At 74.5% G+C, this 21,339-nt stretch carries 26 protein-coding genes; 14 read left to right on the top strand and 12 right to left on the bottom strand.

What is annotated here, in order from left to right; translation table 11 throughout:
* Window positions 1-34 precede the first annotated feature (34 nt).
* Window positions 35-871 (bottom strand): ArsR/SmtB family transcription factor, encoded by an 837-nt coding sequence (locus GA0070564_RS07555; RefSeq protein ID WP_091604834.1) that lies wholly within the window; start codon window positions 869-871, stop codon window positions 35-37.
* A 241-nt stretch (window positions 872-1,112) separates the two neighbouring features.
* Here GA0070564_RS07555 and GA0070564_RS07550 point away from each other — a divergent pair, with 241 nt between their 5' ends.
* Complete coding sequence (locus GA0070564_RS07550; RefSeq protein ID WP_091604830.1) at window positions 1,113-2,363, top strand: MFS transporter; 1,251 nt, start codon at window positions 1,113-1,115, stop codon at window positions 2,361-2,363.
* Window positions 2,364-2,369: 6 nt separating this feature from the next.
* Here the strand turns inward: GA0070564_RS07550 and GA0070564_RS07545 are convergent, their stop codons facing one another.
* Complete coding sequence (locus GA0070564_RS07545) at window positions 2,370-3,437, bottom strand: Gfo/Idh/MocA family oxidoreductase (protein ID WP_091604827.1); 1,068 nt, start codon at window positions 3,435-3,437, stop codon at window positions 2,370-2,372.
* A 101-nt stretch (window positions 3,438-3,538) separates the two neighbouring features.
* On the opposite strand from GA0070564_RS07545, the gene GA0070564_RS07540 reads away from it, so the two are divergent.
* From GA0070564_RS07540 to GA0070564_RS07510, 7 genes are all read left to right on the top strand, one after another.
* On the top strand, window positions 3,539-4,774 hold the full coding sequence (locus GA0070564_RS07540; protein WP_091604824.1) for a lycopene cyclase family protein: 1,236 nt from the start codon (window positions 3,539-3,541) through the stop codon (window positions 4,772-4,774).
* Between the two features lie 124 nt (window positions 4,775-4,898).
* Window positions 4,899-5,213, top strand: coding sequence for a PadR family transcriptional regulator (locus GA0070564_RS07535; RefSeq protein ID WP_091604822.1), 315 nt, complete (start codon window positions 4,899-4,901; stop codon window positions 5,211-5,213).
* Window positions 5,210-6,040, top strand: coding sequence for a hypothetical protein (locus GA0070564_RS07530; RefSeq protein ID WP_091604819.1), 831 nt, complete (start codon window positions 5,210-5,212; stop codon window positions 6,038-6,040). Before GA0070564_RS07535 ends, GA0070564_RS07530 begins: the two co-directional genes overlap by 4 nt.
* A gap of 91 nt (window positions 6,041-6,131) precedes the next feature.
* The gene (locus tag GA0070564_RS07525; RefSeq protein WP_176730594.1) at window positions 6,132-6,485 is read left to right on the top strand and encodes an ATP-binding cassette domain-containing protein; all 354 of its coding nucleotides are present in this window, start codon (window positions 6,132-6,134) and stop codon (window positions 6,483-6,485) included.
* A 15-nt stretch (window positions 6,486-6,500) separates the two neighbouring features.
* Entirely contained in the window at window positions 6,501-7,301 is an 801-nt protein-coding gene (locus GA0070564_RS07520) for an ABC transporter permease subunit (protein ID WP_091604813.1), read from the top strand.
* A 56-nt stretch (window positions 7,302-7,357) separates the two neighbouring features.
* Entirely contained in the window at window positions 7,358-8,140 is a 783-nt protein-coding gene (gene uppS, locus GA0070564_RS07515; protein WP_245669857.1) for a polyprenyl diphosphate synthase, read from the top strand.
* A gap of 49 nt (window positions 8,141-8,189) precedes the next feature.
* A complete protein-coding gene (locus GA0070564_RS07510; RefSeq protein ID WP_091604810.1) occupies window positions 8,190-8,672 on the top strand; it encodes a DUF5956 family protein in 483 nt (160 codons plus the stop codon).
* Window positions 8,673-8,814: 142 nt separating this feature from the next.
* Here the strand turns inward: GA0070564_RS07510 and GA0070564_RS07505 are convergent, their stop codons facing one another.
* Entirely contained in the window at window positions 8,815-9,951 is a 1,137-nt protein-coding gene (locus GA0070564_RS07505; protein ID WP_091604807.1) for a serine hydrolase domain-containing protein, read from the bottom strand.
* An 80-nt stretch (window positions 9,952-10,031) separates the two neighbouring features.
* On the opposite strand from GA0070564_RS07505, the gene rnhA reads away from it, so the two are divergent.
* Window positions 10,032-10,508 (top strand): ribonuclease HI, encoded by a 477-nt coding sequence (gene rnhA, locus GA0070564_RS07500; protein ID WP_091604804.1) that lies wholly within the window; start codon window positions 10,032-10,034, stop codon window positions 10,506-10,508.
* Window positions 10,509-10,526: 18 nt separating this feature from the next.
* On the opposite strand, the gene GA0070564_RS07495 is transcribed toward rnhA, so the two are convergent.
* The 3 genes from GA0070564_RS07495 to GA0070564_RS07485 form a co-directional block, all read right to left on the bottom strand.
* Complete coding sequence (locus GA0070564_RS07495; RefSeq protein WP_091604801.1) at window positions 10,527-10,787, bottom strand: hypothetical protein; 261 nt, start codon at window positions 10,785-10,787, stop codon at window positions 10,527-10,529.
* A gap of 39 nt (window positions 10,788-10,826) precedes the next feature.
* Entirely contained in the window at window positions 10,827-11,063 is a 237-nt protein-coding gene (locus tag GA0070564_RS07490) for a preprotein translocase YidC (RefSeq protein ID WP_091604798.1), read from the bottom strand.
* Window positions 11,064-11,139: 76 nt separating this feature from the next.
* Window positions 11,140-12,051: a pentapeptide repeat-containing protein gene (locus GA0070564_RS07485; RefSeq protein ID WP_091604795.1), complete on the bottom strand. Its 912-nt coding sequence runs from the start codon at window positions 12,049-12,051 to the stop codon at window positions 11,140-11,142.
* A gap of 114 nt (window positions 12,052-12,165) precedes the next feature.
* On the opposite strand from GA0070564_RS07485, the gene GA0070564_RS07480 reads away from it, so the two are divergent.
* Together GA0070564_RS07480 and GA0070564_RS07475 are read left to right on the top strand one after the other, a co-directional pair.
* Window positions 12,166-12,768: a hypothetical protein gene (locus GA0070564_RS07480; RefSeq protein ID WP_091604792.1), complete on the top strand. Its 603-nt coding sequence runs from the start codon at window positions 12,166-12,168 to the stop codon at window positions 12,766-12,768.
* A gap of 53 nt (window positions 12,769-12,821) precedes the next feature.
* On the top strand, window positions 12,822-13,559 hold the full coding sequence (locus GA0070564_RS07475) for a class I SAM-dependent methyltransferase (RefSeq protein ID WP_091604790.1): 738 nt from the start codon (window positions 12,822-12,824) through the stop codon (window positions 13,557-13,559).
* 3 nt (window positions 13,560-13,562) lie between these two features.
* Here the strand turns inward: GA0070564_RS07475 and GA0070564_RS07470 are convergent, their stop codons facing one another.
* Together GA0070564_RS07470 and GA0070564_RS30160 are read right to left on the bottom strand one after the other, a co-directional pair.
* A complete protein-coding gene (locus GA0070564_RS07470; RefSeq protein ID WP_091604787.1) occupies window positions 13,563-14,372 on the bottom strand; it encodes an SDR family oxidoreductase in 810 nt (269 codons plus the stop codon).
* A 168-nt stretch (window positions 14,373-14,540) separates the two neighbouring features.
* Window positions 14,541-14,669 (bottom strand): hypothetical protein, encoded by a 129-nt coding sequence (locus GA0070564_RS30160; RefSeq protein WP_281182116.1) that lies wholly within the window; start codon window positions 14,667-14,669, stop codon window positions 14,541-14,543.
* A 365-nt stretch (window positions 14,670-15,034) separates the two neighbouring features.
* Here GA0070564_RS30160 and GA0070564_RS07460 point away from each other — a divergent pair, with 365 nt between their 5' ends.
* The gene (locus GA0070564_RS07460; RefSeq protein WP_091604784.1) at window positions 15,035-15,640 is read left to right on the top strand and encodes an MBL fold metallo-hydrolase; all 606 of its coding nucleotides are present in this window, start codon (window positions 15,035-15,037) and stop codon (window positions 15,638-15,640) included.
* Between the two features lie 409 nt (window positions 15,641-16,049).
* Here the strand turns inward: GA0070564_RS07460 and GA0070564_RS07455 are convergent, their stop codons facing one another.
* Window positions 16,050-16,955, bottom strand: a complete 906-nt coding sequence (locus GA0070564_RS07455) for a B3/B4 domain-containing protein (RefSeq protein ID WP_091604781.1) — start codon at window positions 16,953-16,955, stop codon at window positions 16,050-16,052.
* Window positions 16,956-16,964: 9 nt separating this feature from the next.
* Window positions 16,965-17,576 carry a LysE family translocator gene (locus tag GA0070564_RS07450; RefSeq protein WP_091606880.1) on the bottom strand — a complete coding sequence of 204 codons (612 nt, stop codon included), beginning with the start codon at window positions 17,574-17,576 and terminating at the stop codon, window positions 16,965-16,967.
* Window positions 17,577-17,605: 29 nt separating this feature from the next.
* Here GA0070564_RS07450 and pdxR point away from each other — a divergent pair, with 29 nt between their 5' ends.
* Window positions 17,606-19,102, top strand: coding sequence for a MocR-like pyridoxine biosynthesis transcription factor PdxR (gene pdxR / locus GA0070564_RS07445; RefSeq protein ID WP_091604778.1), 1,497 nt, complete (start codon window positions 17,606-17,608; stop codon window positions 19,100-19,102).
* A gap of 3 nt (window positions 19,103-19,105) precedes the next feature.
* Here pdxR and GA0070564_RS07440 read toward each other — a convergent pair whose 3' ends face one another.
* The gene (locus GA0070564_RS07440; RefSeq protein WP_091604776.1) at window positions 19,106-20,083 is read right to left on the bottom strand and encodes a helix-turn-helix transcriptional regulator; all 978 of its coding nucleotides are present in this window, start codon (window positions 20,081-20,083) and stop codon (window positions 19,106-19,108) included.
* A 43-nt stretch (window positions 20,084-20,126) separates the two neighbouring features.
* On the opposite strand from GA0070564_RS07440, the gene GA0070564_RS07435 reads away from it, so the two are divergent.
* Window positions 20,127-20,660 carry a hypothetical protein gene (locus GA0070564_RS07435; RefSeq protein WP_091604773.1) on the top strand — a complete coding sequence of 178 codons (534 nt, stop codon included), beginning with the start codon at window positions 20,127-20,129 and terminating at the stop codon, window positions 20,658-20,660.
* Here the strand turns inward: GA0070564_RS07435 and GA0070564_RS07430 are convergent.
* On the bottom strand, window positions 20,630-21,292 hold the full coding sequence (locus GA0070564_RS07430) for a TetR/AcrR family transcriptional regulator (RefSeq protein WP_091604770.1): 663 nt from the start codon (window positions 21,290-21,292) through the stop codon (window positions 20,630-20,632). The two genes, GA0070564_RS07435 and GA0070564_RS07430, sit on opposite strands and share 31 nt — an antisense overlap.
* Window positions 21,293-21,339 lie beyond the last annotated feature (47 nt).

Genomic DNA, 21,339 nt, shown 5'->3' with positions numbered 1-21,339 from the left:
GGTCCGCCCGGTTTCGACGGGCGGACCGGCCCGGTCAGGCGCCCGCGGTGACGGCGGGTTCCGGCTCGGGCAGCGGTTCGCCGGTCTCCAGCAGCGTCTTGAGGCTGGCCAGCAGTTCGGGCCAGCCACCGCTGCCGTCGAGCTGGCCGCTGATCGCCCGGTACATCTCGCTGTCCGGGGAGAAGTCGTCGTGGGTCACCGTGAGCCGGACGGCGTCGCCGTGCGGCGCGAGGTCGAAGGTGACGGTGGAGCGGCGTTCGCCGAGCCGGGCCGCCAGCTCCTCGGCGGACCAGCCGAAGTGGGCGGCGTGCTCGGGCTGGAACCCGTGCCAGGTGTACGACAGCCGGCGGTACGGCTCGGCGACGACCACCCGCTGACCGAGGTCCCGGAACTCGCCGTCGGGCTCGTCCTGCCAGAGCACGGGGGAGCCGGCGGTCCACTCGGAGCGCAGCGCGACCCCGCCCCAGTACCGGCGGGTGAAGGCCGGCTCGGTGAGGGCCGCCCAGAGCCGTTGCGGCGTGGCGCGGATGTAGGTGGTGTAGACGAAGCGGGGACTGGACACGGGTCGGGCCTCCAATGCGGTCTGCAGGTCGGCGAGGGCGCGGGCCCGCTCGCGGTCGTACCGGCTGATCCACCGGTCGGCGATGGCGTTGATCGGGGCGGCGTTGAGGTGGTGCAGCTTCTCCCGGCCGCGCCGGCTGGTGGTGACCAGCTCCGCCGCCTCGAGCACCGCGAGGTGCTTACTGACCGACTGGCGGGTCATGTCGAGCCCGGCGCAGAGCTCCCGCAGGCTCTGCCCGTTGCGGGTGTTGAGGCTGTCCAACAGCCGACGTCGACTGGCGTCGGCCAGCGCCCGGAACACCTCGTCCACCCGTCACCACCTCTTGGATGCAGCCATCTGGTTGCCCTTTGCATGATATGCAGCCAAGCGGCTGCATGTCCAGGCGCCCCGGCGGCGCCGGCGCCAGGCCCCCGCAGCCGCGGGCGCCACCGCCGTTCGACTCCAGCGAGCCAACTATCCTCCTAGGACGCTGTAGAGGGTGTGCGCCGTCACCACCTGCCAGGCGAAACTCGATCGGCGGGCGGCCCGGATGCTGGTAACTTCCGCCGCTGTGACGGGGGACAGGCTCGACGGGCGCTTCGCCCGGCTCTGGACCGCGGCCACCATGTCGGCGCTCGGCAGCGGTCTCGCCACCGTGGCCGCGCCGCTCTACGTGGCGTCCCGGACCGATGATCCGCTGGTCGTCTCGGCCGGGGCGGCGGTCTCCTGGCTACCGTGGCTGCTCTTCGCGCTGCCGGGTGGGGTGCTGGCCGACCGGGTCGACCGGCGGTGGTTGATGATCGGCATCGACTGGGCCCGGGTGGTGGTGCTCGGTGTGCTCGCCGCCGCGCTGCTCACCGGGCGGGCCGGCATCGCCCTGCTGTACGCGGTGCTGTTCGTGGTCAACGCAGGGGAGGTGGTGTTCCGGGTCGCCGCCCAGGCGCTGGTCCCCGCGGTGGTGCCGCGATCCCGCCTGGAACGGGCCAACGGCTGGCTCGGCGGCGGCACCCAGGTCATGCAGAACCTGGTGGCCGGTCCGCTCGGCGGGTTCCTGTTCCTGGTGGCCGCCGCCGTCCCGTTCGCCGTCAACGCCGGCACGTACGCGCTCAGCGCGGTCCTGATCGGACTGCTCGCCGGCACGTACCGGGGCGAGGTCGCCCCGGGTGGACGGCGCTCGGTGCGCGCGGAGGTCGCCGAGGGGTTCCGGTTCCTGCTGTCGCACCGGTTGCTGCGGACCATGACCCTGCTGATCGGCCTGCTCAACGTCACCCTCACCGCCGCCATGGCGGTGCTGGTGCTGCTCGCCACCGAACGGCTCGGCCTGGGCTCGGTGGGCTACGGCGCCCTGTTCACCTGCATGGCGTTCGGTGGGCTGCTCGGCGCGGTGGTGGGGGACCGGCTGGTCGCGGCGATCACCGCCACCTGGACCGTCCGGGTCGGTCTGCTGATCGAGGCGGGCCTGCACCTGGCGCTGGCCGCGTCCCGCAGCGCCGCCGTGGTCGGGGCGGCGCTGTTCGCCTTCGGGGTCCACTCCTCGCTCTGGGGCATCGTGGCGACGTCGCTGCGCCAGCGGCTCACCCCGCCCGCCCTGCTGGGCCGGGTCGGCAGCGTCAACCTGTTCCTGGCCGCCGGCGGCAACTGCGGCGGCGCGCTGCTCGGCGGGGTGGTCGCCGACCGGTTCGGGCTGCCCGCGCCGTACTGGGTGGGTTTCGTGGTCGCCCTGGTGGTGGTCGTGGCCACCTGGCGGGTCTTCGACCGGGCGACCGTGGCCGCCGCGTACGCCACCCCGGCCGAGCGGGACACCCCGGCGCCGGTCGGCTGAGCGGGGTCAGTCCGGGGGCGGGACGGGCAGGGTGACGCCCTCGACGGCGGAGGAGTGCGCGAGTTCGATCAGTCGCACGGTGGCCACCGCGTCCCGCGGGTCCACCGGCAGCGGGGCGCCGGTGCGCAGCGCCGCCGCCACCTGGGCGTAGAACTCCTGGTAGCGGCCCGCCTCGGTGGGCACCGGGCGCAGGTCGTCGTCGGCGCCGAGCCGGCCGTACCGGTCGGGGGAGACCTCGCCCCAGCCGGGCGCGTCGGGCCGGCCGCCGTCGCGCAGCGCCGCCTCCTGCGGGTCCAGCCCGTACGTCGTCCAGGCGGCCCGGTCGCCGAGGATGCGCATCCGCGGCCCGAGCTGTGCGGCGACCGCGCTCATCCACAGGTGGGAGCGGACCCCGCCGGTGTGGGTCAGCGCCACGAACGCGTCGTCGTCGACCCGGGCGTCGGGCCGGCGCCGGTCCACCTCCGCGTAGATCCGCCGCACCGGGCCGAAGAGCTGTACCGCCTGGTCGATGAGGTGGGCGCCGAGGTCGTAGAGGACACCGCCGGCCTGCTCGGGGGTGCCGCTCTCCCGCCACCCGGGCTTGATCACCGGCCGCCAGCGCTCGAAGCGGGACTCGAAGCGGGCGACCCGACCCAGTTCGCCGCCGGCGACCAGCCGACGGGCGGTCAGGAAGTCGCCGTCGAAGCGCCGGTTCTGGAACACGGTCAGCGGCACGCCCCGCCGGTCCGCCTCGGCGGCCAGCTCGGCGCCCTCCGCCGCGGTGGCCGCGAGCGGCTTGTCCACCACGACCGGCAGGCCGGCCGCCAGCGCCGCCCGGGCCTGCGGCACGTGCTGGTCGTTCGGGGTCGCCACCACCACCAGGTCGAGCGTGTCGGCCTGCGTCCAGAGGTCGTCGGCGTCGTCGACCAGCCGGGCCTGCGGGTGCTCCCGGCGGGCCTGCTCGCGCCGCTCGGGGTTGGCGGTGACCACCGCGTCGAGCCGCAGCCCGGCGGTGGCGGCGATCAGCGGGGCGTGGAACACCCGGCCGGCCACTCCGTACCCCAGCAGCCCCACCCGCAGTGGCGCGTCACCCATGGTCGTCCCCCGTCCGATCGGCGAGCCCGGCACGTTAGAACCTACGCGGCCGGCGGGGAGCCGGCGCGGTCACCCGGGCGGTGGTGTGACAGCGTGGGCGGGTGACCGCCGCGCCGCCGCACTTCGACCTGGCCCTCGTCGGGGGTGGGGGAGCGGGTTCGCTCGTCCTCGCCGCACTGGACCGCCACGACCTGCGTGGCCTGCGGATCGCCGTGCTGGATCCGGTGCGCAAGAGCGGCCAGGACCGTACCTGGGCGTTCTGGGGTCGGCCCGGCACGGACCTCGACCCGCTGTTGAGCGCCAGCTGGTCGCGGGTCGACGTGGTCACCGCGGCCGGCCGGCAGGTGCTGCCGCTGGCCCCGCTGCGGTACGCGATGCTGCGCTCCGCCCCGGTCTACGCGCGGGCCGCCGAGGCGGCCGAGCGGCTGGGCGCGACCCGGTTCGACGCCACGGTCGGCGCGCTGGCCGACGACGGGTCGGGGGTGACCGTGCACGACACCGACGGGCGGGTGCTGCTGCGCGCCGGTTGGGTGCTCGACTCCCGTCCCCGGCCGCCGGTACGCCCCGGCCGGACCAGCTGGTTGCAGCACTTCCGGGGCTGGTGGGTGGAGAGCGACCGGCCGCTGTTCGACCCGGAGCGGGCGGTGCTGATGGACTTCCGCACCCCGCAGCCGGCCCGGGGGGTCTCCTTCGGCTACGTGCTGCCGGTCAGCGACCGGTACGCGCTGGTGGAGTACACCGAGTTCTCGCCCGCCCTGCTCGACGACGCCGGCTACGGCGCGGGGCTGCGCGGCTACCTGGCCCTGCTCGGCCTGGACCCGGCGGCGCTGCGGGTGCGGGAGGTGGAGGACGGGGTGATCCCGATGACCGACGCGCCCTTCCCGCGCCGGCCGTCGCCGCGGGTGGTCCGCCTCGGCACCGCGGGCGGGGCGACCCGGCCGTCGACCGGGTTCACCTTCTCCGCCATGTACCGGCAGGCCGGGGAGGTGGCCGCCGCCCTGGCGGCGGGGCGGCCGCCGGTGCCCCGGCCGGCGTACCCGGGGCGGCACCGGTGGATGGACGCGGTGGCGTTGCGGGCCCTGGACCAGGGCCGGGTGGGCGGGCCGGAGTTCTTCCAGCGGCTGTTCGACCGCAATCCCGCCGAGCGGGTGCTGCGGTTCCTCGACGGCGCGACCAGCCCGGCGGAGGACCTGGCGGTGATGCGGTCCAGTCCGCTTTTGCCGATGACGTCGGCGGTGGTCGGTGACGCGGCCGGCCGGCTGCGTGCCCGGCTGCGCCGGATCCCGGCCCCCGGGCCGGAGGTCGGGTCCCGGACGGCGGGGCGGAGCGGCTCGTAGGCGGCGCGTCGGTGGCCTCCGGACCAGCCTCGTGTCCGGGCGGCGGGTCCGCTCGGGCTGAACGGGTGGCGCTACTTCGTCCGGCATAGTACGTTTACCGATATAGCGGAGAACGGAGTACGCGGTGGGCGAGGAACTGGGCCGTTGGGCCGAACCGGGGCTGTTGGTGCTGACGAGCCTCGCGGAAGGCGCAAAGCACGGCTACGCGATCACCATGGACGTCGCCGAGCAGGCGGGCGTGACCCTGGGCCCGGGCACGTTGTACGCGGCCCTGCAACGACTGGAGCAACGAGGCCTGATCGAGGGCCTGCCGGCTGAGGGGCGGCGCCGGCCGTACCGCTTGACCGCGGCCGGAGCGGCAGAACTCTCCGCCCAGGCGGAACGGATGCGACGTCTCGCCACCCTCAGTCTCGACCGTCTCCAGGTGAGGCCGACATGAGCAGCGACGCACGGCTGGTAAGGGCGCTGGTCGGCTGCTACCCGCCGGTGTGGCGGCGCCGGTATGGCGAGGAGTACGCCCAGTTGCTCTGTGACATGCAGGTCCATCGCCGCCCACGGCTCGTGGCCGATTCGCTGCTCGGGGCTGCCCGAGCCCACGGAGGTGCGCTGATGTCCGGACGTCCATCGTTCGCGCTGCCCGTCTGGGCGGCCGCGTTGTTCGCCGCGGCGGGGATCGGCTTCGCGAAGCTCGCCGAGGATCTCTCCGGCGTCGCCACCACCGCCCACGCCGCGGTGATCGTTGCCGCGGCAGTCGCGCTGCTTGCCCTGGCCGTCGCGGCCGCACCGGCTGCCGCCGCCCTCGTGCCCGGCCGCGCAGCCGACGCGTGGAGATACGTCGCGGTCCCGATCGTCGGCGCCGCGGCCTGGTGTGGAGTGGCACGGGTCGCCGCCGCCGCGACCGCGGGTCGTACGGTGCACTCCGGACCGAACATCGCCGCGTTTGCTCTGATCGCCGTCACCGGGCTCGGCGTCCTGGCCGCCACCGCATGGGCGGCCACCAGGATTCTGCAGCGGGTGCCCCTCGCCGGACCGGGCCGGCTGCGGGGCTCGGCCGTGACGGCGATGGCGACGGGCATGGCCGGTGCCACATTCGCTGTGCTGGTCTGGGGTCTTCGCGTACGCGCCACCGACGCCGCCGCCTTCCACAGCGATCAGGGCCTGTTGGCCACACCCTTCGTCTCCAGCTGGCTCGCGGTGCTGATCGCCCTCTGTGCCGCGAGCGTGCTCGGCGCAGTCGCCGCGCGGCACCACCGGACCGCCCCCTGACGCTCGTCCTCGGCCGCCGCCCCGCACCACCTTCCGAAACTGCCGGGTTCCCCGGACCTTCCGGCGCCCCGCTGAGAAAGGGCGATGCCCCGTGCCCGCACCACCGATCACGATCCGGGCCGAGAGCCTGACCAAGCGCTATCGCCGCCAACTGGCCGTCGACCAGCTCAGCTTCCAGGTAGGTGAAGGGGAGATCTGCGCGCTGCTCGGCCCGAACGGCGCCGGGAAGACCTCCACCATGCGAATGCTCATCGGACTGTGCAGACCCGACGCCGGCACCGCGAGCATCGCCGGAACCCCCGTTCATCTTGGCGCACCCGTGCTGCGGCACGTCGGCGTCGTCATCGATGGGCCCGCGCTCGTGCCGCACCTGAGCGGCGCCGCCAACCTCAAACTGCTCTGGTCGGCTGCCACGAATCGCTCGAGGACGCCTACCTGGCGATGACCGAGAGGTGCCACGATGCTGCGCTTTGAACTCATTACACAGTTGCTGCGCGTCCGGACGTTGATCGCACTGGCCTGCCTCGCCGGGGTGCCGATCGCCGCCGCCGCCGTTCCTTTCGCATCCCAGCCCGGCCGGCGCAACGGCAACGAGAGTGGCCTGTTCGGCGCCTCGCCCTACTCGGCCGCCAACCACGCGATGGCGAGCCTGGAGTTCATGGGCCCGCTGTTGCTGCCGATCGTCGTGGCGTTGCTCGCTTGCGCGATCGCCTCGGCCGACCGAGACTGGGGCGTGCTGCGCTACCTCTACGTCGCGCCGGTCACCCGCGAACGTCTGCTGGCCGCCAAGCTCACCGCCGCCGCCCTGGCGACCCTGGTCGCCGTGGTCGTCGTCATGGCCGCCGGCCTCGCCGCAGGCACCGTCCTCTTCGGCTGGCACCCCTTCCACATCATCGGCGCGGCCACCCTCACCACCGGGGACGCGGCCGGGCGCGTGCTGGCCGCCACCGGATACACGCTGTTGTGCATGCTCGCCATGGCCGCCATCGCCTTCACCCTGGGGCTGCTGCTGCCACGCGGAGCCGAAGCCCTGGCGGTCGCCGTCGGCTTCGTGGTGCTCGCGAGCGTCATCAACGGCCAGCCTGCCCTGGCCGCCGTCGCAGCCGTCCTGCCGGTGCACCACTGGCAGGACTGGGTGGGGCTGTTCGACCCCGCCGGCGTGAGCCACCTGGCCCTCGGCGCCGTCGTCCAACTGGTCACCATCGCCCTGTGCGCGAGCGCCGGCTGGCTCATCCTGCGCCACCGCGACCCGGCCGCCTAGAACCCCGACCCGCCTGTCCACGATCCGGCTCGAAAACCCAGGGGAAGGAACGACACGTGCTCAGCGCCGTGAAGTCGGCCGTCTACACGGTCTATGCCCGACGGCTGACCCGCGAGCTGTCCCGCGCGTCCCTGCCGCGGCACGTCGCCATGGTCATGGACGGCAACCGGCGGTGGGCGCGCCAGAACGGCTTCCACGATGCCAAGGTCGGCCACCGCTACGGCGCCGAACACCTCGACGAAGTCCTCGTCTGGTGCAGAGAACTCGGCATCCACCACGTCACCGTCTTCGTCGCCTCCGTCGACAACCTGCGCAAACGCGACACTGACGAAGTCGACAACCTGATGCTCATGATCGAGGACGTGATCGCCCAGCGCCTGTCGCATCCGGCCGGCGTCTGGCAGGTCAAGACGGCCGGCCGGGTCGACATCCTGCCCGACTCCACCCGCCACGCCCTCAAGCTCGCCGAAGAAGCCACCCGCGACAGGAACAGCGGGTTCCACCTCAACGTCGCTGTCGGCTATGACGGACGCGACGAGATCGTCAACGCCCTGCGAGCCCTGCTGGAGGCCGGATCGCACGCCGGGCGGACCCTCGACGACGTCGCCGAGCGGTTGACCGCCGACCAGATCGCCAGCCACCTCTACACCAGCGGCCAACCCGACCCCGACCTGGTCATCCGCACCAGCGGCGAACACCGCATGTCCGGATTCCTGCTCTGGCAGGCCGCCTACTCGGAGTTCTACTTCTGCGACGTCCACTGGCCCGGCTTCCGTAAAATCGACTTCCTGCGTGCGCTGCGCTCCTACGCCGCCCGCAGGCGCCGCTTCGGCAGCTGAACACGACAGCCGTACAGCATCATCACCAGGCCACGCGCGGGAGGTGACCATGGGCGGCCAGCTGGGGGCGGGCCCCGGTGGCTGGATCGACGTGCCGCTGTCGGCCGAGGCTCCGCCCGCTGCGACAGGTGAGTACGTCGAGCTGCCCGCGAGTGGGTGGGGCGCGCTGGTGGGCTGGGCGGCTGGGCCGGCGAAGCTGGTCCGGGTCCCCGAGCGGCCCGAGGCCCACACCACGGTCATGACCACGAGCGGTCCCGCCGGCGACCGCCACCGGCGCCGACCGCGCACGGAGGCTGAACAGGTCGAGCTCGACGGCGACATCGACATCTACCTGCGAGACGGCGGCATCCCGGCCCGCCCTGCCGGTTACCGCTGGTTCCTGCGCCTGCCGGCCGGCTACCACGAGGATGAGTTCTGGAGCGAGCTGCACGAGGCGCTCAACCACGCGCATCCGGCCGCCACGCATCCCGCTTGCATCGCCCGCCAGGTCGGCAGCATCCTTCGAGAGATCTTCGAAGGCGCGGGCCGTTGACGCCCTCGGGACCTGACTCGGTCCCACCTGCGGATACATCCGCTCTGCGGCCTTGCTCGCCCCGCTGAGCGAGGTTGTTGGTCACCACGATCTTCCGCATCCGGGTACCTCGCGGGTCGGCGGGCCGGCCCGTCGCCGCCCCTCACCTCCGATACGTTCGGCTCCCGCCGGTTTCGACACCGGCGCGTACCTCGTCGCGGATCAGCGTCCGCAGCTGCTCCATCGGGTCGCCGTCGCCGGCGGCGACCCGGTTGCGGGTGGCGGCGACGGTGAGGCCGAGCCGCGGGTAGGCGAAGGCGAGGCTGCCGCCGCTGCCGGCGGCGCCGAAGGACCCGTCGGCGTCGACCGCGTACCCCAGGCCCCACGCGGCCTCGGCGCCGAAGACCCACTCGGGGCCGCGGACCGCCTCGGTGGCGGCCTCGTCCAGCCGCGCGGCGGAGATCAGGCGGACGCCGTCGACCTCGCCGAGCAGCGCGGCGTACATCCGGGCGGCGGCGCGGGCGCTGAGCGTGCCGACGGCCGGCAGGTCGGCGCGGAGCACCTCGGGCCGGCCGGCGGTGCGGGCGTCGGGCCGCACGCCGGGCGGGGCGACCCGGTCCAGGTGGGGCAGCACCGTGGCCGCCTGGTCGATCATCGCGGCCAGACCGTTGTCCGCCAGCCGCGCGACCCGCGCCAGGTCCGCCTCGGGCACCCCGAAGAACAACTCCCCGGGTACGCCGAGCGGGGCGGCGACCTCCTCGGCGAGCACCTGGGAGATGGGCCGGCCGGTGACCCGCCGGACCGTCTCGCCGACCAGCCAGCCGAACGTCCACGCGTGGTACGCGAGCCGTTCGCCGGGCGCCCACAGCGGCTCGGCGTCGGCGAGCAGCGCGCACATCCGGTCCCAGTCGACCAGGTCGGCGGGGGTGGTGTCGGCGGGCAGGGCGGGCAGCCCGGCGGTGTGGGTGAGCACGTGCCGCAGGGTGATCCGGTCCTTGCCGTGCGCGGCGAACTCCGGCCACACCCGCGCCAGCGGCAGGTCGTAGTCGAGCTGCCCGCGCTCGGCCAGCACGTGCACCACGGTGGCGGTGAGACCCTTGCCGGTGGAGATGCTGGGGAACGGGGTGTCGGGGGTGACCGGCCGGCCGGTGGTGGGGTCGGCAGTCCCCGCGTGCACCTCGACGATCGGCCGCCCGTGCAGGTACGCGGCGACCTGCACGCCGGCCTCCCGGCCCGAGTCGACCAGCTCCTCGACGAATTCCTGCACCCGTGCCCGCAGGGCGTCCCAGCCGTCGCTCATGGTGGTCGAGCCTGCCATCGGCGGGCCGCGCGCCGCACCGGGTTTTCCGTACGGCGGGCCGGGCACGGTAGGTTGCCGGCATGGTGGACGCGGCGGCCGGGCGGGTCGTGGAGATCTGGACCGACGGGGCGTGCAGCGGCAATCCGGGCCCGGGGGGCTGGGGTGCGGTGCTGCGTTACGGCGGGCACGAGCGGGAGCTGTGCGGGGGTGAGGCGACCCCGACCACCAACAACCGGATGGAGCTGATGGCCGCCATCCAGGCGTTGGAGGGCCTGACCCGCCCGGTGACGGTGGAGCTGCACACCGACAGCACGTACGTGCGCAACGGGATCACCAGCTGGCTGGCGTCGTGGAAGCGCAACGGCTGGCTGACCGCGGCGAAGCAGCCGGTGAAGAACGCCGACCTGTGGCAGCGCCTCGAGGCGGCCTGCGCCCGGCACCAGGTGACCTGGCTGTGGGTGAAGGGGCACAACGGGCACCCCGAGAACGAGCGCGCCGACGCGCTTGCCGGCCGGGGGATGACCGAGGCCCGCGCCGGGTTCGCGGCGGCCCGCTGACCCGGCGCGGCGCGGGGCCTACCGCAGCGGGCGGCCCTCCTCGATCTCTTCCGGTCCGTCGGCCGGGTCGGCCGTGCCGGAGACCGCGTCGACGTCGTAGCCGGCGCGGCTGACCTCCCGGGCCGAGCGCCGGTCCTCGGCGGGCTCGTCGGCGAAGTCGTCGCCGGTGTCGTCGGTGCTGTGCAGGGACTCGCCCGGCGGGCGCAGCGACGCCTCGTACGCGGTGGCGCCGTCGGGTTCGTCGGTGTCCGCGCGGCCGAAGGACTGTTCACTCGTCATGGCGCACCTTCTGCCCACCGGCGCCGGGGGCAAACCCGGTCATCGGGGCGCGTCCGGGTGGGTGGGCATCGAGGAACCGCCCGAGCTGCTGCCCGAGGCGCCGCCGGCCACGCCCGACCCGTCGTCCTCGGTCACCTGGTCGGGCGGGGGCGCTCCCGGCTCGGGTGCGGGTACCTCGGTGTCCGCCTCCACCTGCACCAGCCGGACCTGGCCGGCCGGGTCCTCGGCGTGCGCCGGGTCGACCGGCTGCTCACCCTGACGTGTCCGATATCCCATGCCCGCCTCCTGGTCGCGCCGCTGTGGGCGGCTACCCGGCCGGTGAGCCGCGAAACGCCGCAGCGGCCGGGCGGGGTCAGCGTCGGCGGCGGCCGGTCGGGGAGCGGCGGCCGGACCGGACCGGGGTGAGGGTCAGCGACGACCAGTGCGGCGGGCGGCGCAGCCGGTCCGGCAGGCCGGTGGTCGCGTCGCCGCGTGCCGCGTCGAGCTGCGACTGGTGCAGGAACAGGGCGCGGCTCAGGTCCGCGCCGCGCAGGTCGGCGCCGCGCAGGTCCGCCCCGGTGAGGTCGGCCCAACCCAGGTCCGCGCCGCGCAGGTCCGCGCCGATCAGGTACGCCCCGCGCAGGTTCGCCCCGACCAGGTCGACGCGGCGCAGGTCGGCGCCGATCAGCGGAGCGCCCCGCCGGTCCGCCCCGAGCCGCCCGGCCCGGGCGCGGGCCTGCTCACCGGCGCGGGACAGCAGCGGGTTCACCCGCCCCCGGTGCGCGTCGACGTCCAGGGCGAGGAGCTCGGCGGGGCTGCCGTCGGCCAGCCGGGCGGTCTCGTCGTACGCGCGGGTCAGCTCGGCGCGCAGCGGACCGTCGGGGGTCAGCGCCAGCGCCTCGGTCAGGTACCAGAGCAGCTCGTGCAGGGGTCGGGCCACGGCGAAGGTGGCGAACATCGTCGCCGCGTGCCGGGGGTCGTCGCGCCAGTCCCGACCGCCGAAGGTCACCTGGGCGACGTGCTGGCCGGCGCCGAAGCAGTCGAAGACCGTACATCCGGGAAAGCCGCGGTCCCGCAGCTCGGCGTGGATGCCGCAGCGGGAGTCGGCGCCCAGGTTGGGGCACGGCCGTCCGGCCGGCTTGTCGATGGCGAAGTCGGCGGAGGCGGCGAAGGCGGGCGCCACGCAGCAGATGCCGAAGCAGCGGCCGCAGTCGGCCCGCAGCTCCCGGTCCGGCACCTCGACCTCCTTTCCGCCCTGCACCGAGGGCTTCGACGACCGGCCCATTGTCCGCTGACCGGGCCCGGCGCCCACCGGTGGGTGCACGTTCGCCCTCCGGACGGCCGGGACGCTCCGTATCGTGGGTGAGGTCCAGCTCACAACGGGCGGGGGAGTCGCGGCATGGCGGACCAGGAGCGGGAACAGGCGCTGCTCACCGCCCTGACCACCGAGCACTTCGTGCTGCAGACGTCGCGGGGTGCCACCATCACGGAGTCGGTGGGCCGGGCCACGGTGTTCCTGTCCCTGCTCTCCGCGTCCCTGATCGGGCTGGGTTTCGTCTCCGGCAACAACCAGCTGGTCAAGCCCTACCTCGCGGCGGTGCTGCCGACCCTGGTGATCACCGGGCTGCTGACCTTCGCCCGGCTGGTGCAGACGATGGTGGAGAACTCGCTGGACCTGCGGCGGATCCAGAAGATCCGGGCGTACTACCACGAGCACTACGCCGGCGAGTACGACTTCTTCGCCGACGCGACGATCACCGACCCGGTCCGGGCCAGCTGGGCGGCGGTCGGGACCCGCCCGTCCCGCTACCACCTGCTGTTCACCACCGCGGCGATGGTGGGCGCGGTCAACGCCCTGCTGATCGGAGCGGGGGTGGCCCTGCTGCTCGGCCTGGCCGGCCTCGGCCCCGCGGCGGCGATCCTGGTCGGGGTGGTCGCGGCGCTGGCCGCGTTCGCCGGGCAACTGTTCCACATCAACCGCTCGTCGCTGCTGAACGCCTGACGCCGGCGGGTAAACCCCTGGCGCCGGGCCGGACGGGCCGGCAGCCTGGGCCGATGATCGACGAGGCGTACGCCGACGAGACGCTGGCCGCCCTCTACGACGCGTTGAACCCGTGGGGGCCGGGCGACGACTTCCACCTGCGGCTGGTGCGTGACGCCGGGGCGGTGCTCGACGTGGGCTGCGGCACCGGCGCGCTGCTGCGCCGGGCCCGCGAGCTCGGGCACACCGGGCGGCTGTGCGGGCTCGACCCGGCCGCGGCGATGCTGGACCGGGCGCGGGTCCGCACCGACGTCGAGTGGGTCCTCGGTGACCTCGCCGGTGCGCCGTGGTGGGGGGAGTTCGACCTGGTGGTGATGACCGGGCACGCCCTCCAGGTGCTGCTCACCGACGACCAGGTACGCGCCGGTCTCGCGGCCGTGCGTCGGATCCTCGTTCCCGGTGGCCGGTTCGCGTTCGAGACCCGCAACCCCGCGGCCCGGCCGTGGGAGCGCTGGACGCCGGTCCACGGGGTGCGGGTGACCGGCCCCGACGGCGCCCCGGTCGACGTCGCGCACCGGGTCGACCGCGCGGACGGTCCGGTGGTCGCCTTCACCACCACGTTCACCGGTCCCGCCTGGCCGGCGCCGCGGATCAGCCGCAGCAGCCTGCGCTTCCTGGACGCGCCGACCCTGGACGGCTTCCTCGCCGAGGCCGGTCTGGTGGTGCGGGACCGCCACGGGGACTGGGACGGCAGCCCGCCGACCGCCACGAGCCCGGAGATCATCACCGTCGCCGAGCGCGTCGACCGGTAGCGGTCAGGCCGAACGCCACTCGTCGCTGCTCAGGTGCGAGCCGGCCTGCGGCCCCATCAGCAGCATGCCGCCGTCGACCGGCCAGGACGCCCCGGTGACGTACGCGGCGGCGGGGGAGGCGAGCAGCGCCACCACGGCGGCCACCTCGCGGGCGTCGCCGGGCCGGCCGACCGGTACGCCGGGACGTTCCTCGGTGAACGGGTCCACGTCCTCCTGCCCGGTCATCGGGGTGGCGATCTCCCCGGGGGCGACCGCGTTGACGCAGATCCCGTCGGCGGCGAGCTCCTGCGCCATCACCCTGGTGAGCAGCCCGAGCCCGCCCTTCGCGGCGCAGTACGCCGCCGACCCGACCCGGGGCGCGTGCTCGTGGACGCTGGTGATGTTGACGATCCGCCCGCCGAGGCCCGCGGCGCGCATCCGTCGCGCGGCGCGCTGGGCGCAGAGGAACGGGCCGTCCAGGTCCACCGACAGCACCCGGCGCCACTGCTCCCACCCGGTGTCCAGGAACGGCGTGGAGCCTCCGGTGCCGGCGTTGTTGACCAGCACCCCGATCCCGCCGAGCCGGTCGGCCAGCTCGTCGATCACCTCGGCGCCGGCGGGCAGCCGGCTCAGGTCGGTCTCCGCCGTCTCGCAGCGCCGGCCGGTGGCGCGGACCTGCTCGGCGGTGCGCCGGGCGCCGTCCGGGTCGCCGTACCAGGTGATGCCGATGTCGAAGCCGTCGGCGGCGAGGGCGACGGCGCAGGCCTTGCCGATGCCGGAGTCGGCGCCGGTGACGACCGCGATCCGCGGGTAGCTGTCGTATCGCTGTGGCATGAGGCGGCACTACCCGGGTGGAGCGGACTCAACCGGGTGTGGAGGGGTCGGCAGGCGGGTAGCCGCGGCGCATGGAGCTGGTCGAGGAGTCGCCGTGCCGGTTCCGGATCGACCGGCGGGACCCGATGCGAGTGCCGCTCCGGTCCTCCACGGGCGGCCCCACGCCGGTCACGGGTTGACGAAGTCCCGCACCTGGCCGTAGACGGTGGCGTCGGTCGGCAGGCTGGTGTGCCCGATGCAGGCGGTGTTGGTGTTGGTGGCGCCGGAGAGCACGGTGCTGGTCGCCGGGTAGATCACCCAGCAGCTTGTCGACCTCCTGGGCGACCAGTTGGACGGTGGTGGCGTTGGACTGGCTGGTGTTGTAGGAGAAGGCACGCAGGTGGCTGCTCGGCCAGCCGTCGGCCCGGAACCGGCTGATCATGGTGTTCCGGGTGCTGGCGCTGCTGTTCCAGCCGTGCACGAACAGGATCGGGTCGCTCGACGCGGTGTACGTCGAGACGTGCGCCGGGCCCGGCCGGTGTGGCGACGGCCGTACGCCGGGGCGGTGGGCCTCGGTGAGGGTGTCCGAGGTGCGCAGATGTTACCGACGGGTTGCCTTCAGATGTCGATACGTCGATCCCATCGGTCCACACCGGTGCCGACCGGGGCGATAGTGTGCCCGGATGCGGATCACCAAGTTCACCCACGCCTGCGTACGCCTGGAGGACGCCGGGCGGGTGCTGGTCGTCGACCCGGGCACCTGGAGCGAGCCGTACGCCCTGGCCGGGGCGGACGCGGTGCTGGTCACCCACGAGCACGCCGACCACATCGACGTGCTGCGCCTGGCCGGCCTCGGCGTGCCGGTCTTCCTGCCCGAGGACGCCACGCTGCCGGCGGCGCCCGACCTGCCGGTGACCCGGGTCCGCGTCGGCCAGCGCTTCACCGCCGCCGGCTTCGAGGTGACCGCGGTGGGTGGCCGGCACGCCGTTATCCACGACGGGCAACCGGACTGCGCCAACCTGGGCTATCTGGTGGCGGACGCCGTCTATCACCCGGGGGACTCGCTGCACCGGCCCGACGTGCCGGTGGAGACGCTGCTGGTGCCGGCCCATGCCTCCTGGCTGAAGCTGACCGAGGCGATCGACTTCGCCCGGGCGGTCGACTCGGCGCGGGTGGTCCCGATCCACGACGCCCAGCTCAACGACCGCGGCCTGGCCAGCGTCAACGGCTGGTTCGGCGAGACCCTCGGCGACCGGTACCGCTACCTCGCCCCGGGCGAGACCGCCTGACCGGCACGGCCCGGCCCGACCTCACGGCCCTCGCGTCTCGACGCCGTCAAGACCCGTCTCGTCCGCGCCCGGCGGGCCCTGGCCGGGCAGCTCGACGCCAACGAGCCGAACCGTGGCCGCGCTGCCACTGGCGGGTACTGGACCGCGAGCCCGGGCCGAGCCAGGAGCCGCTGCTCGCGGTCGACCCCGCCACCGGCCACCTCGCGCGGTGGGCCGGGTCACCGGCAGGCTGGTGATCTGGCGCAGCACGGACGGGGGCGCCAGTTGGCGGCAGGCGACCGCCACCGCCGACGTGGCGAACCGCACCCTGCGCGCCACGGTGCGCCCCGACGGCGTCCTGCTGATCCAGGCCGGCATCTCGGCCGCGGAGCAGCCGATGATGTTCGCCAGCACCGACGGCGGCCGGAGCCTACGGAGCGTTCCGCTCGGACCGGGCGCGGACGCCCGGCCGGTGCCCGGCGGGTACGTGCAGACCGGTTGGCCGGACAGCCGTGGGGCGTGGCTCTCCGCCGACGGCGTCACCTGGTCCTGGATCGACCCACCCGAACCCTCCTGAGCCGTCGGCCGGTGGAGCACCGGCGTCACCATGCCGGCCGGGACTCCGACGACGCGGGCAGGGCTGGTCGGTGGGCACCTCGAAGGTCGGCGCGGCGGCGGTCAGCATCGTCGTCCGCGCGGCCACCGACCACACTGCCGCCAGCGTGGACTCCAGCTCCGCCAGCACCGCGGACACGTCGGCGCCAGGGTGCATCGCCTCCACCACCACCAGCACCTCACCGGTGCCCTCGCGAACTGCCGACCATCCGCTCTGCCGGTTGGTCCAGCGTCGGGCATGCGCCCGTCCCGGGGAGTCCGCGAAGATCACCTCTCCCTGTTCGGGGTGCTCCTCCCCGCCGGCGAAGGTCAGGTAGCGTTCGTCGCCGCTGGCGTGCCGCACCTCCAGGTCCCCGTCGATCCGGTCGACGTCGAAGACTCCCACCGGCACGGCGTGGGCCAGGGAGACGGCATTGCACAGGTCGACGAGCGGGTGCAGCCGCGGCAGCACGCCCTCCCGGCGGTAGCGGCGCAGCAGCGACTCCGCCGCGCACCGGTATCGGGTCGGTGGTAGCCCCATCGCGGCGAAGGTCCGGCGCCATGCCCGGATCTCGGGGAATCCGCTCTCCGGCCCGTCGGCCAGCCGCCCCCGCGCGGCGTCGAGGAGGGGTTCGAGCCATGCGGCCACGTCGGCGTCGGCGGTGATCCCGCCGCTGTGCAGGACGCCGCAGGTCAGCTCGGGAAAGGCCGCCCAGATCCGGCGGGAGTGTCGGAAGCGCACGGTGGTCTCCTAGGCGGTGGTCAGGGCGAGCTTGACGCCCAGGGCGAGGAACGAGGCGGCGAAGACCTGACGCAGCCGGTAGGTGACCCGTGGCCGGGTCAACAGGTGACCGCGTACGGCGGCGGCGAAGAGGCCGTATCCGCTGAAGACCAGCCAGGTGCAGAGCACGAACACGCCGCTGAGCACGAGCATGCGCGGCGTCGCCCCCGACGCGTCGGCCGGCACGAACTGTGGCAGGAAGGCGATGAAGAACAGCGCCGGCTTCGGGTTGAGCAGGTTGACCAGTACGGCGGAGACGATCACCCGGGTCGCCGTACGCGGCGGTGTGTTTCGTGGTGCCGCGAGACCGCCGCGGTCGCGCAGCATGGCCCAGGCCAGGCCGAGCAGGTAGGCCACACCGAGGTACTTGACCAGCAGGAAGGCCAGGCCGCCGGTCTGCAGCAGCGCGGCGAGGCCGGTGAGGGCGAGGGCGGCGTGCGGCACGGCCGCCAGCGTGCAGCCGAACGCGGCGACCAGACCGGCCCGACGCCCGTGGGACAGCGCGGCGGACAACGTGAAGATGACCCCGGTGCCCGGGGTGGCCACCACCACCAGGGTGGTGATCAGGAACGTGATGCTCACGGACTCCACCCTGCAGTCACAATGGTCCGATGGATAGTGCCAAAGCGGTGGCCGACGACCGGTCCATAACGGCCGGCTCGGACTTCCTCCAGCTCGACGTGGGCCAGGCGCCCCGAGGTGGCCGCGCCGAGTGGCTGGCGCAGCGGCTGCGGGCGGCGATCGCCGGCGGCCAGCTGCCGGTCGGCTCCCGGCTGCCGGCCAGCCGGGTGCTCGCCGCCGACCTCGGCGTCTCCCGGGGAGTGGTGACCGAGGCGTACCAGCGGCTCACCGAGGACGGGCACGTGACGGGGCGGGGTCGCGCCGGCACCGTCGTGGTGGCCCGCCCCGGGCCGGCCGGCGGGCACCCACCGGAGCCGGCCCTCGCGCCCGATCCGGCGTACGCCGGCGACCACCTGTTCCCGCACCGGCCCGGCACCGACGTGTTCGACGCGCTGCGTACCGCCCCGGCCGAGATCGACCTGACCCCCGGCGTGCCCGATCTGGCGGCGTTTCCCCGCGCGGCCTGGCTACGCGCCGAGCGGTCGGTGCTGCACCGCCTCGAACCGGCCGCCTTCGGCTACGGCGACCCGACCGGCACGCCCGCGCTGCGCCACGCCGTGGCCACCTGGCTGGCCCGCAACCGGGGCATCCGGGTCGACCCGGCCGAGGTGGTGGTGGTCGCCGGCGTCTCCCAGGCGCTCGGCCTGCTCGCCCAGGTGCTGCACGCCGACGGGGTGCACACCGTGGCCGTGGAGGACCCCGGCTCGCTGGGCGTACGCCAGCACCTGCGCAACTGGGGCCTCTCCACCCCGCCGGTCGCGGTCGACGCCGACGGACTGCGGGTCGACGAACTGGCCGCGACCGGGGCGCCGGCGGTCATCCTCACCCCCGCGCACCAGTTCCCGACCGGGGTGGTCCTCGACGGCGCCCGACGGCGCCGGCTGATCGACTGGGCGCAGCGGGGCGGCCTGGTGATCGAGGACGACTACGACGCCGAGCACCGCTACGACCGGCCGCCGGTGCCGGCGCTGCGGGCCATGCTGCCCGACCGGGTCTGCTACACCGGCAGCGTCTCCAAGCTGCTCGCCCCGGCGCTGCGGATCGGCTGGGTGCTGGCGCCCCCGCCGTACCGGGCCGCGCTGGTGGCCGCGAAGCGCACCGCCGACCTCGGCAACGCGGCCCTGCCGCAGCTGGTGCTCGCCGAGCTGATGGAGTCCGGCGGGCTGGAGCGGCACCTGCGGCTGCTGCGCCGCCGGCACGTCCGCCGCCGGGACGCGATGATCCGTGCCGTCCGCGCCCACCTGCCCGGTGCCGTGGTGCACGGCGCCGCCGCCGGCCTGCACCTGATGGTCACCCTCGCTGGGGGCGTGCCCGACACCGCGCTCGCCGCCGCTGCGCTGCGCCGCGGGGTGAAGGTGCAGCCGCTGTCCTGGCACGGGCAGCGTCGCCAGCCGCCGGGCCTGGTGCTCGGCTACGCCGCCAACGCCACCGGCGACATCGAGCGGGGCGTGGCCACCCTCGGGGCGGCCCTGCGCGAGCTGGGCTGACTGTCAGCCGGCGGCGTAGAGCGCCGCCAGTCCGGCGGCCGTCGCCGCGAGCCGGTCGCGCAGCGCGGCGGGGGAGAGGACCTCCACCTCCGCGCCGAGCCGCAGCAGTTCACCGTGGGCGTGGGTCAGCGACTCGATGGGTACGACCGCCTCCACCCACCCGGATCCGTCCGGCGGCCCGGCGCTGGCGTCCACCGCGGCGACCACCAGGTCGCCGGCGATCTCACCGAGCCGCTGCCGGCCCCGGGGCGAGAGCCGGATCGTCGCCTCGTCGCGGTGCAGCCGGGACCGGAAGTCCACCACGTGCGCCCGCCACCAGCCCGGCAGGTCGAAGTCCGCGGGCCGGTCGAAGCGTTCGTCCAGCGTGGTCAGCTCCAGGACCTGGTTGACCCGGTAGGTGGCCGGCTCGGGCCGGTCCGGGCGCGCCGCCACGGCGTACCAGCGGCCGCCCTTGAGCACCAGCCCGTACGGCTCGAGCACCCGGACGACCTCGCCCCGCCAGCCGCGGTAGCGGACCCGGATCCGCCGCTGGCCCCAGACCGCGTCGGCGGTTGCCGGCAGGTGCGCCGAGGCGTCCCCGTCGGAGTACCACCCGGCCGGGTCGAGGTGGAAGCGTTGCCGCACCTGCGCGGCCCGGTCGGCGTACGGGCCGGGCAGCGCGGCGTGCAGCTTGCGCTGCACCTCGGCGACGACGCTGTCGTAGCCCAGCTCGGCGGCCGGCCCGGGCAGCCCGGCGAAGACGAGCCGTTCGGCCTCCTCGGCGGTGAGGCCGGTCAGTCGGGTCCGCCAGCCGTCGACCAGCCGGTAGCCGCCGGCGTGCCCGGCCTCGCCGTAGAGTGGGATGCCGGCCGAGTGCAGCGCCTCCACGTCCCGGTAGACGGTGCGTACCGACACCTCCAGCCGCTGCGCCAGCTCGGCGGCGGTCAACCGGCCGTGCGCCTGGAGCAGCAGCAGGACGGAGAGGAGTCGACTGGCCCGCATCCACTGACAGTAGCTGTCAGGGAAGCGCTCCTAGCCTGCCGGCATGACTCACGACAAGGACCTTGCCGTGCCGGACTCCAACGGCCCGAGGGGCGACTTCGACTTCTTCGTCGGCAGCTGGGACGTCACCAACCGGCGGCTGCGCAAGCGGCACGTCGGCAGCGACGACTGGGACGTCTTCCCCGGCACCTCGGTGGCGCGCTCGTTCTTCGACGGCGCCGGCAGCTTCGACGAGATCCGCTTCCCGACCCGCGGGTTCGCCGGCTCCACCGTGCGGCTCCTCGACCCCACGACGGGACTCTGGTCCATCTACTGGATGAACAGCAGCCGGGGAGCGCTGGAGCTGCCGCCGGTGGTCGGGCGGTTCGTCGACGGCGTCGGCACCTTCCTCGCCGACGACACCGACGAGGGGCGGCCGGTCCGCTGCCGGTTCCTCTGGTCGGCGATCACGCCGACGTCGTGCCGCTGGGAGCAGGCGTTCTCCACCGACGGCGAACGGACCTGGGAGACCAACTGGATCATGGATTTCACCCGGACCGGCCAGGATCAGGCCGGCGGGGGAGCGGTGTCGCGGTAGATCGCGGTGAGCCACACGTCGAGCAGCACGTCGACGACGTCCCGCTCGGCCACCGCGGGCCCGTCGTCGGCGAAGGTGGCGTACCAGACCCGCTCGTTCATCGAGTTCAACGCGATCGACAGGTCCCGGGCGGGCAGGCCGCCCGGGGCCGCGCCGCGCCGCCGCTCCGCCTCGATCGCGTGCTGGACCGCCTGCACCCAGCGTTCCAGCACGTCGGCCCAGAGCCGGCGCACCTCGGCGTTGGTGCCGCGCACCTGCGCGCAGGCCAGCACCACCGCCCGGTGGGCGCCGAAGGTGGCGTGGAACCGGCCGATCAGCTCCCGCCACCGGGCCCGGGGGTCCTCGGCGAGCCGGTCCAGCACGTCACCGCCGGCGCTGTCCGCCTCGGCGGTGACCCGGTCCAGCAGGGTCAGCAGCACCGCGTCCTTGGACGGGAAGTAGAAGTAGAACGTCGGCCGGGAGATGCCCGCGCCGCGGGCCAGGTCGTCGATGGAGATGTCGCCGAAGGAGCGCTGCTCCAGCAGCCGCTCGGCGGTGGCCAGGATCGCCGCCTCCCGGTCGTCGCCGGCCGAGCGTCCGGCCCGCCGGCCGCGCGGCGGGACGGCCCCGGTCGGCGTACGGGCGACGGTCATGGGGCTCGATCCTACCCGTGGTCGACACCTTGTCGAGCGGAGTCGAC

Source organism: Micromonospora mirobrigensis (assembly GCF_900091555.1).
GTDB lineage: Bacteria > Actinomycetota > Actinomycetes > Mycobacteriales > Micromonosporaceae > Micromonospora > Micromonospora mirobrigensis.
This window is presented reverse-complemented; position numbering and strand designations above follow the sequence as displayed.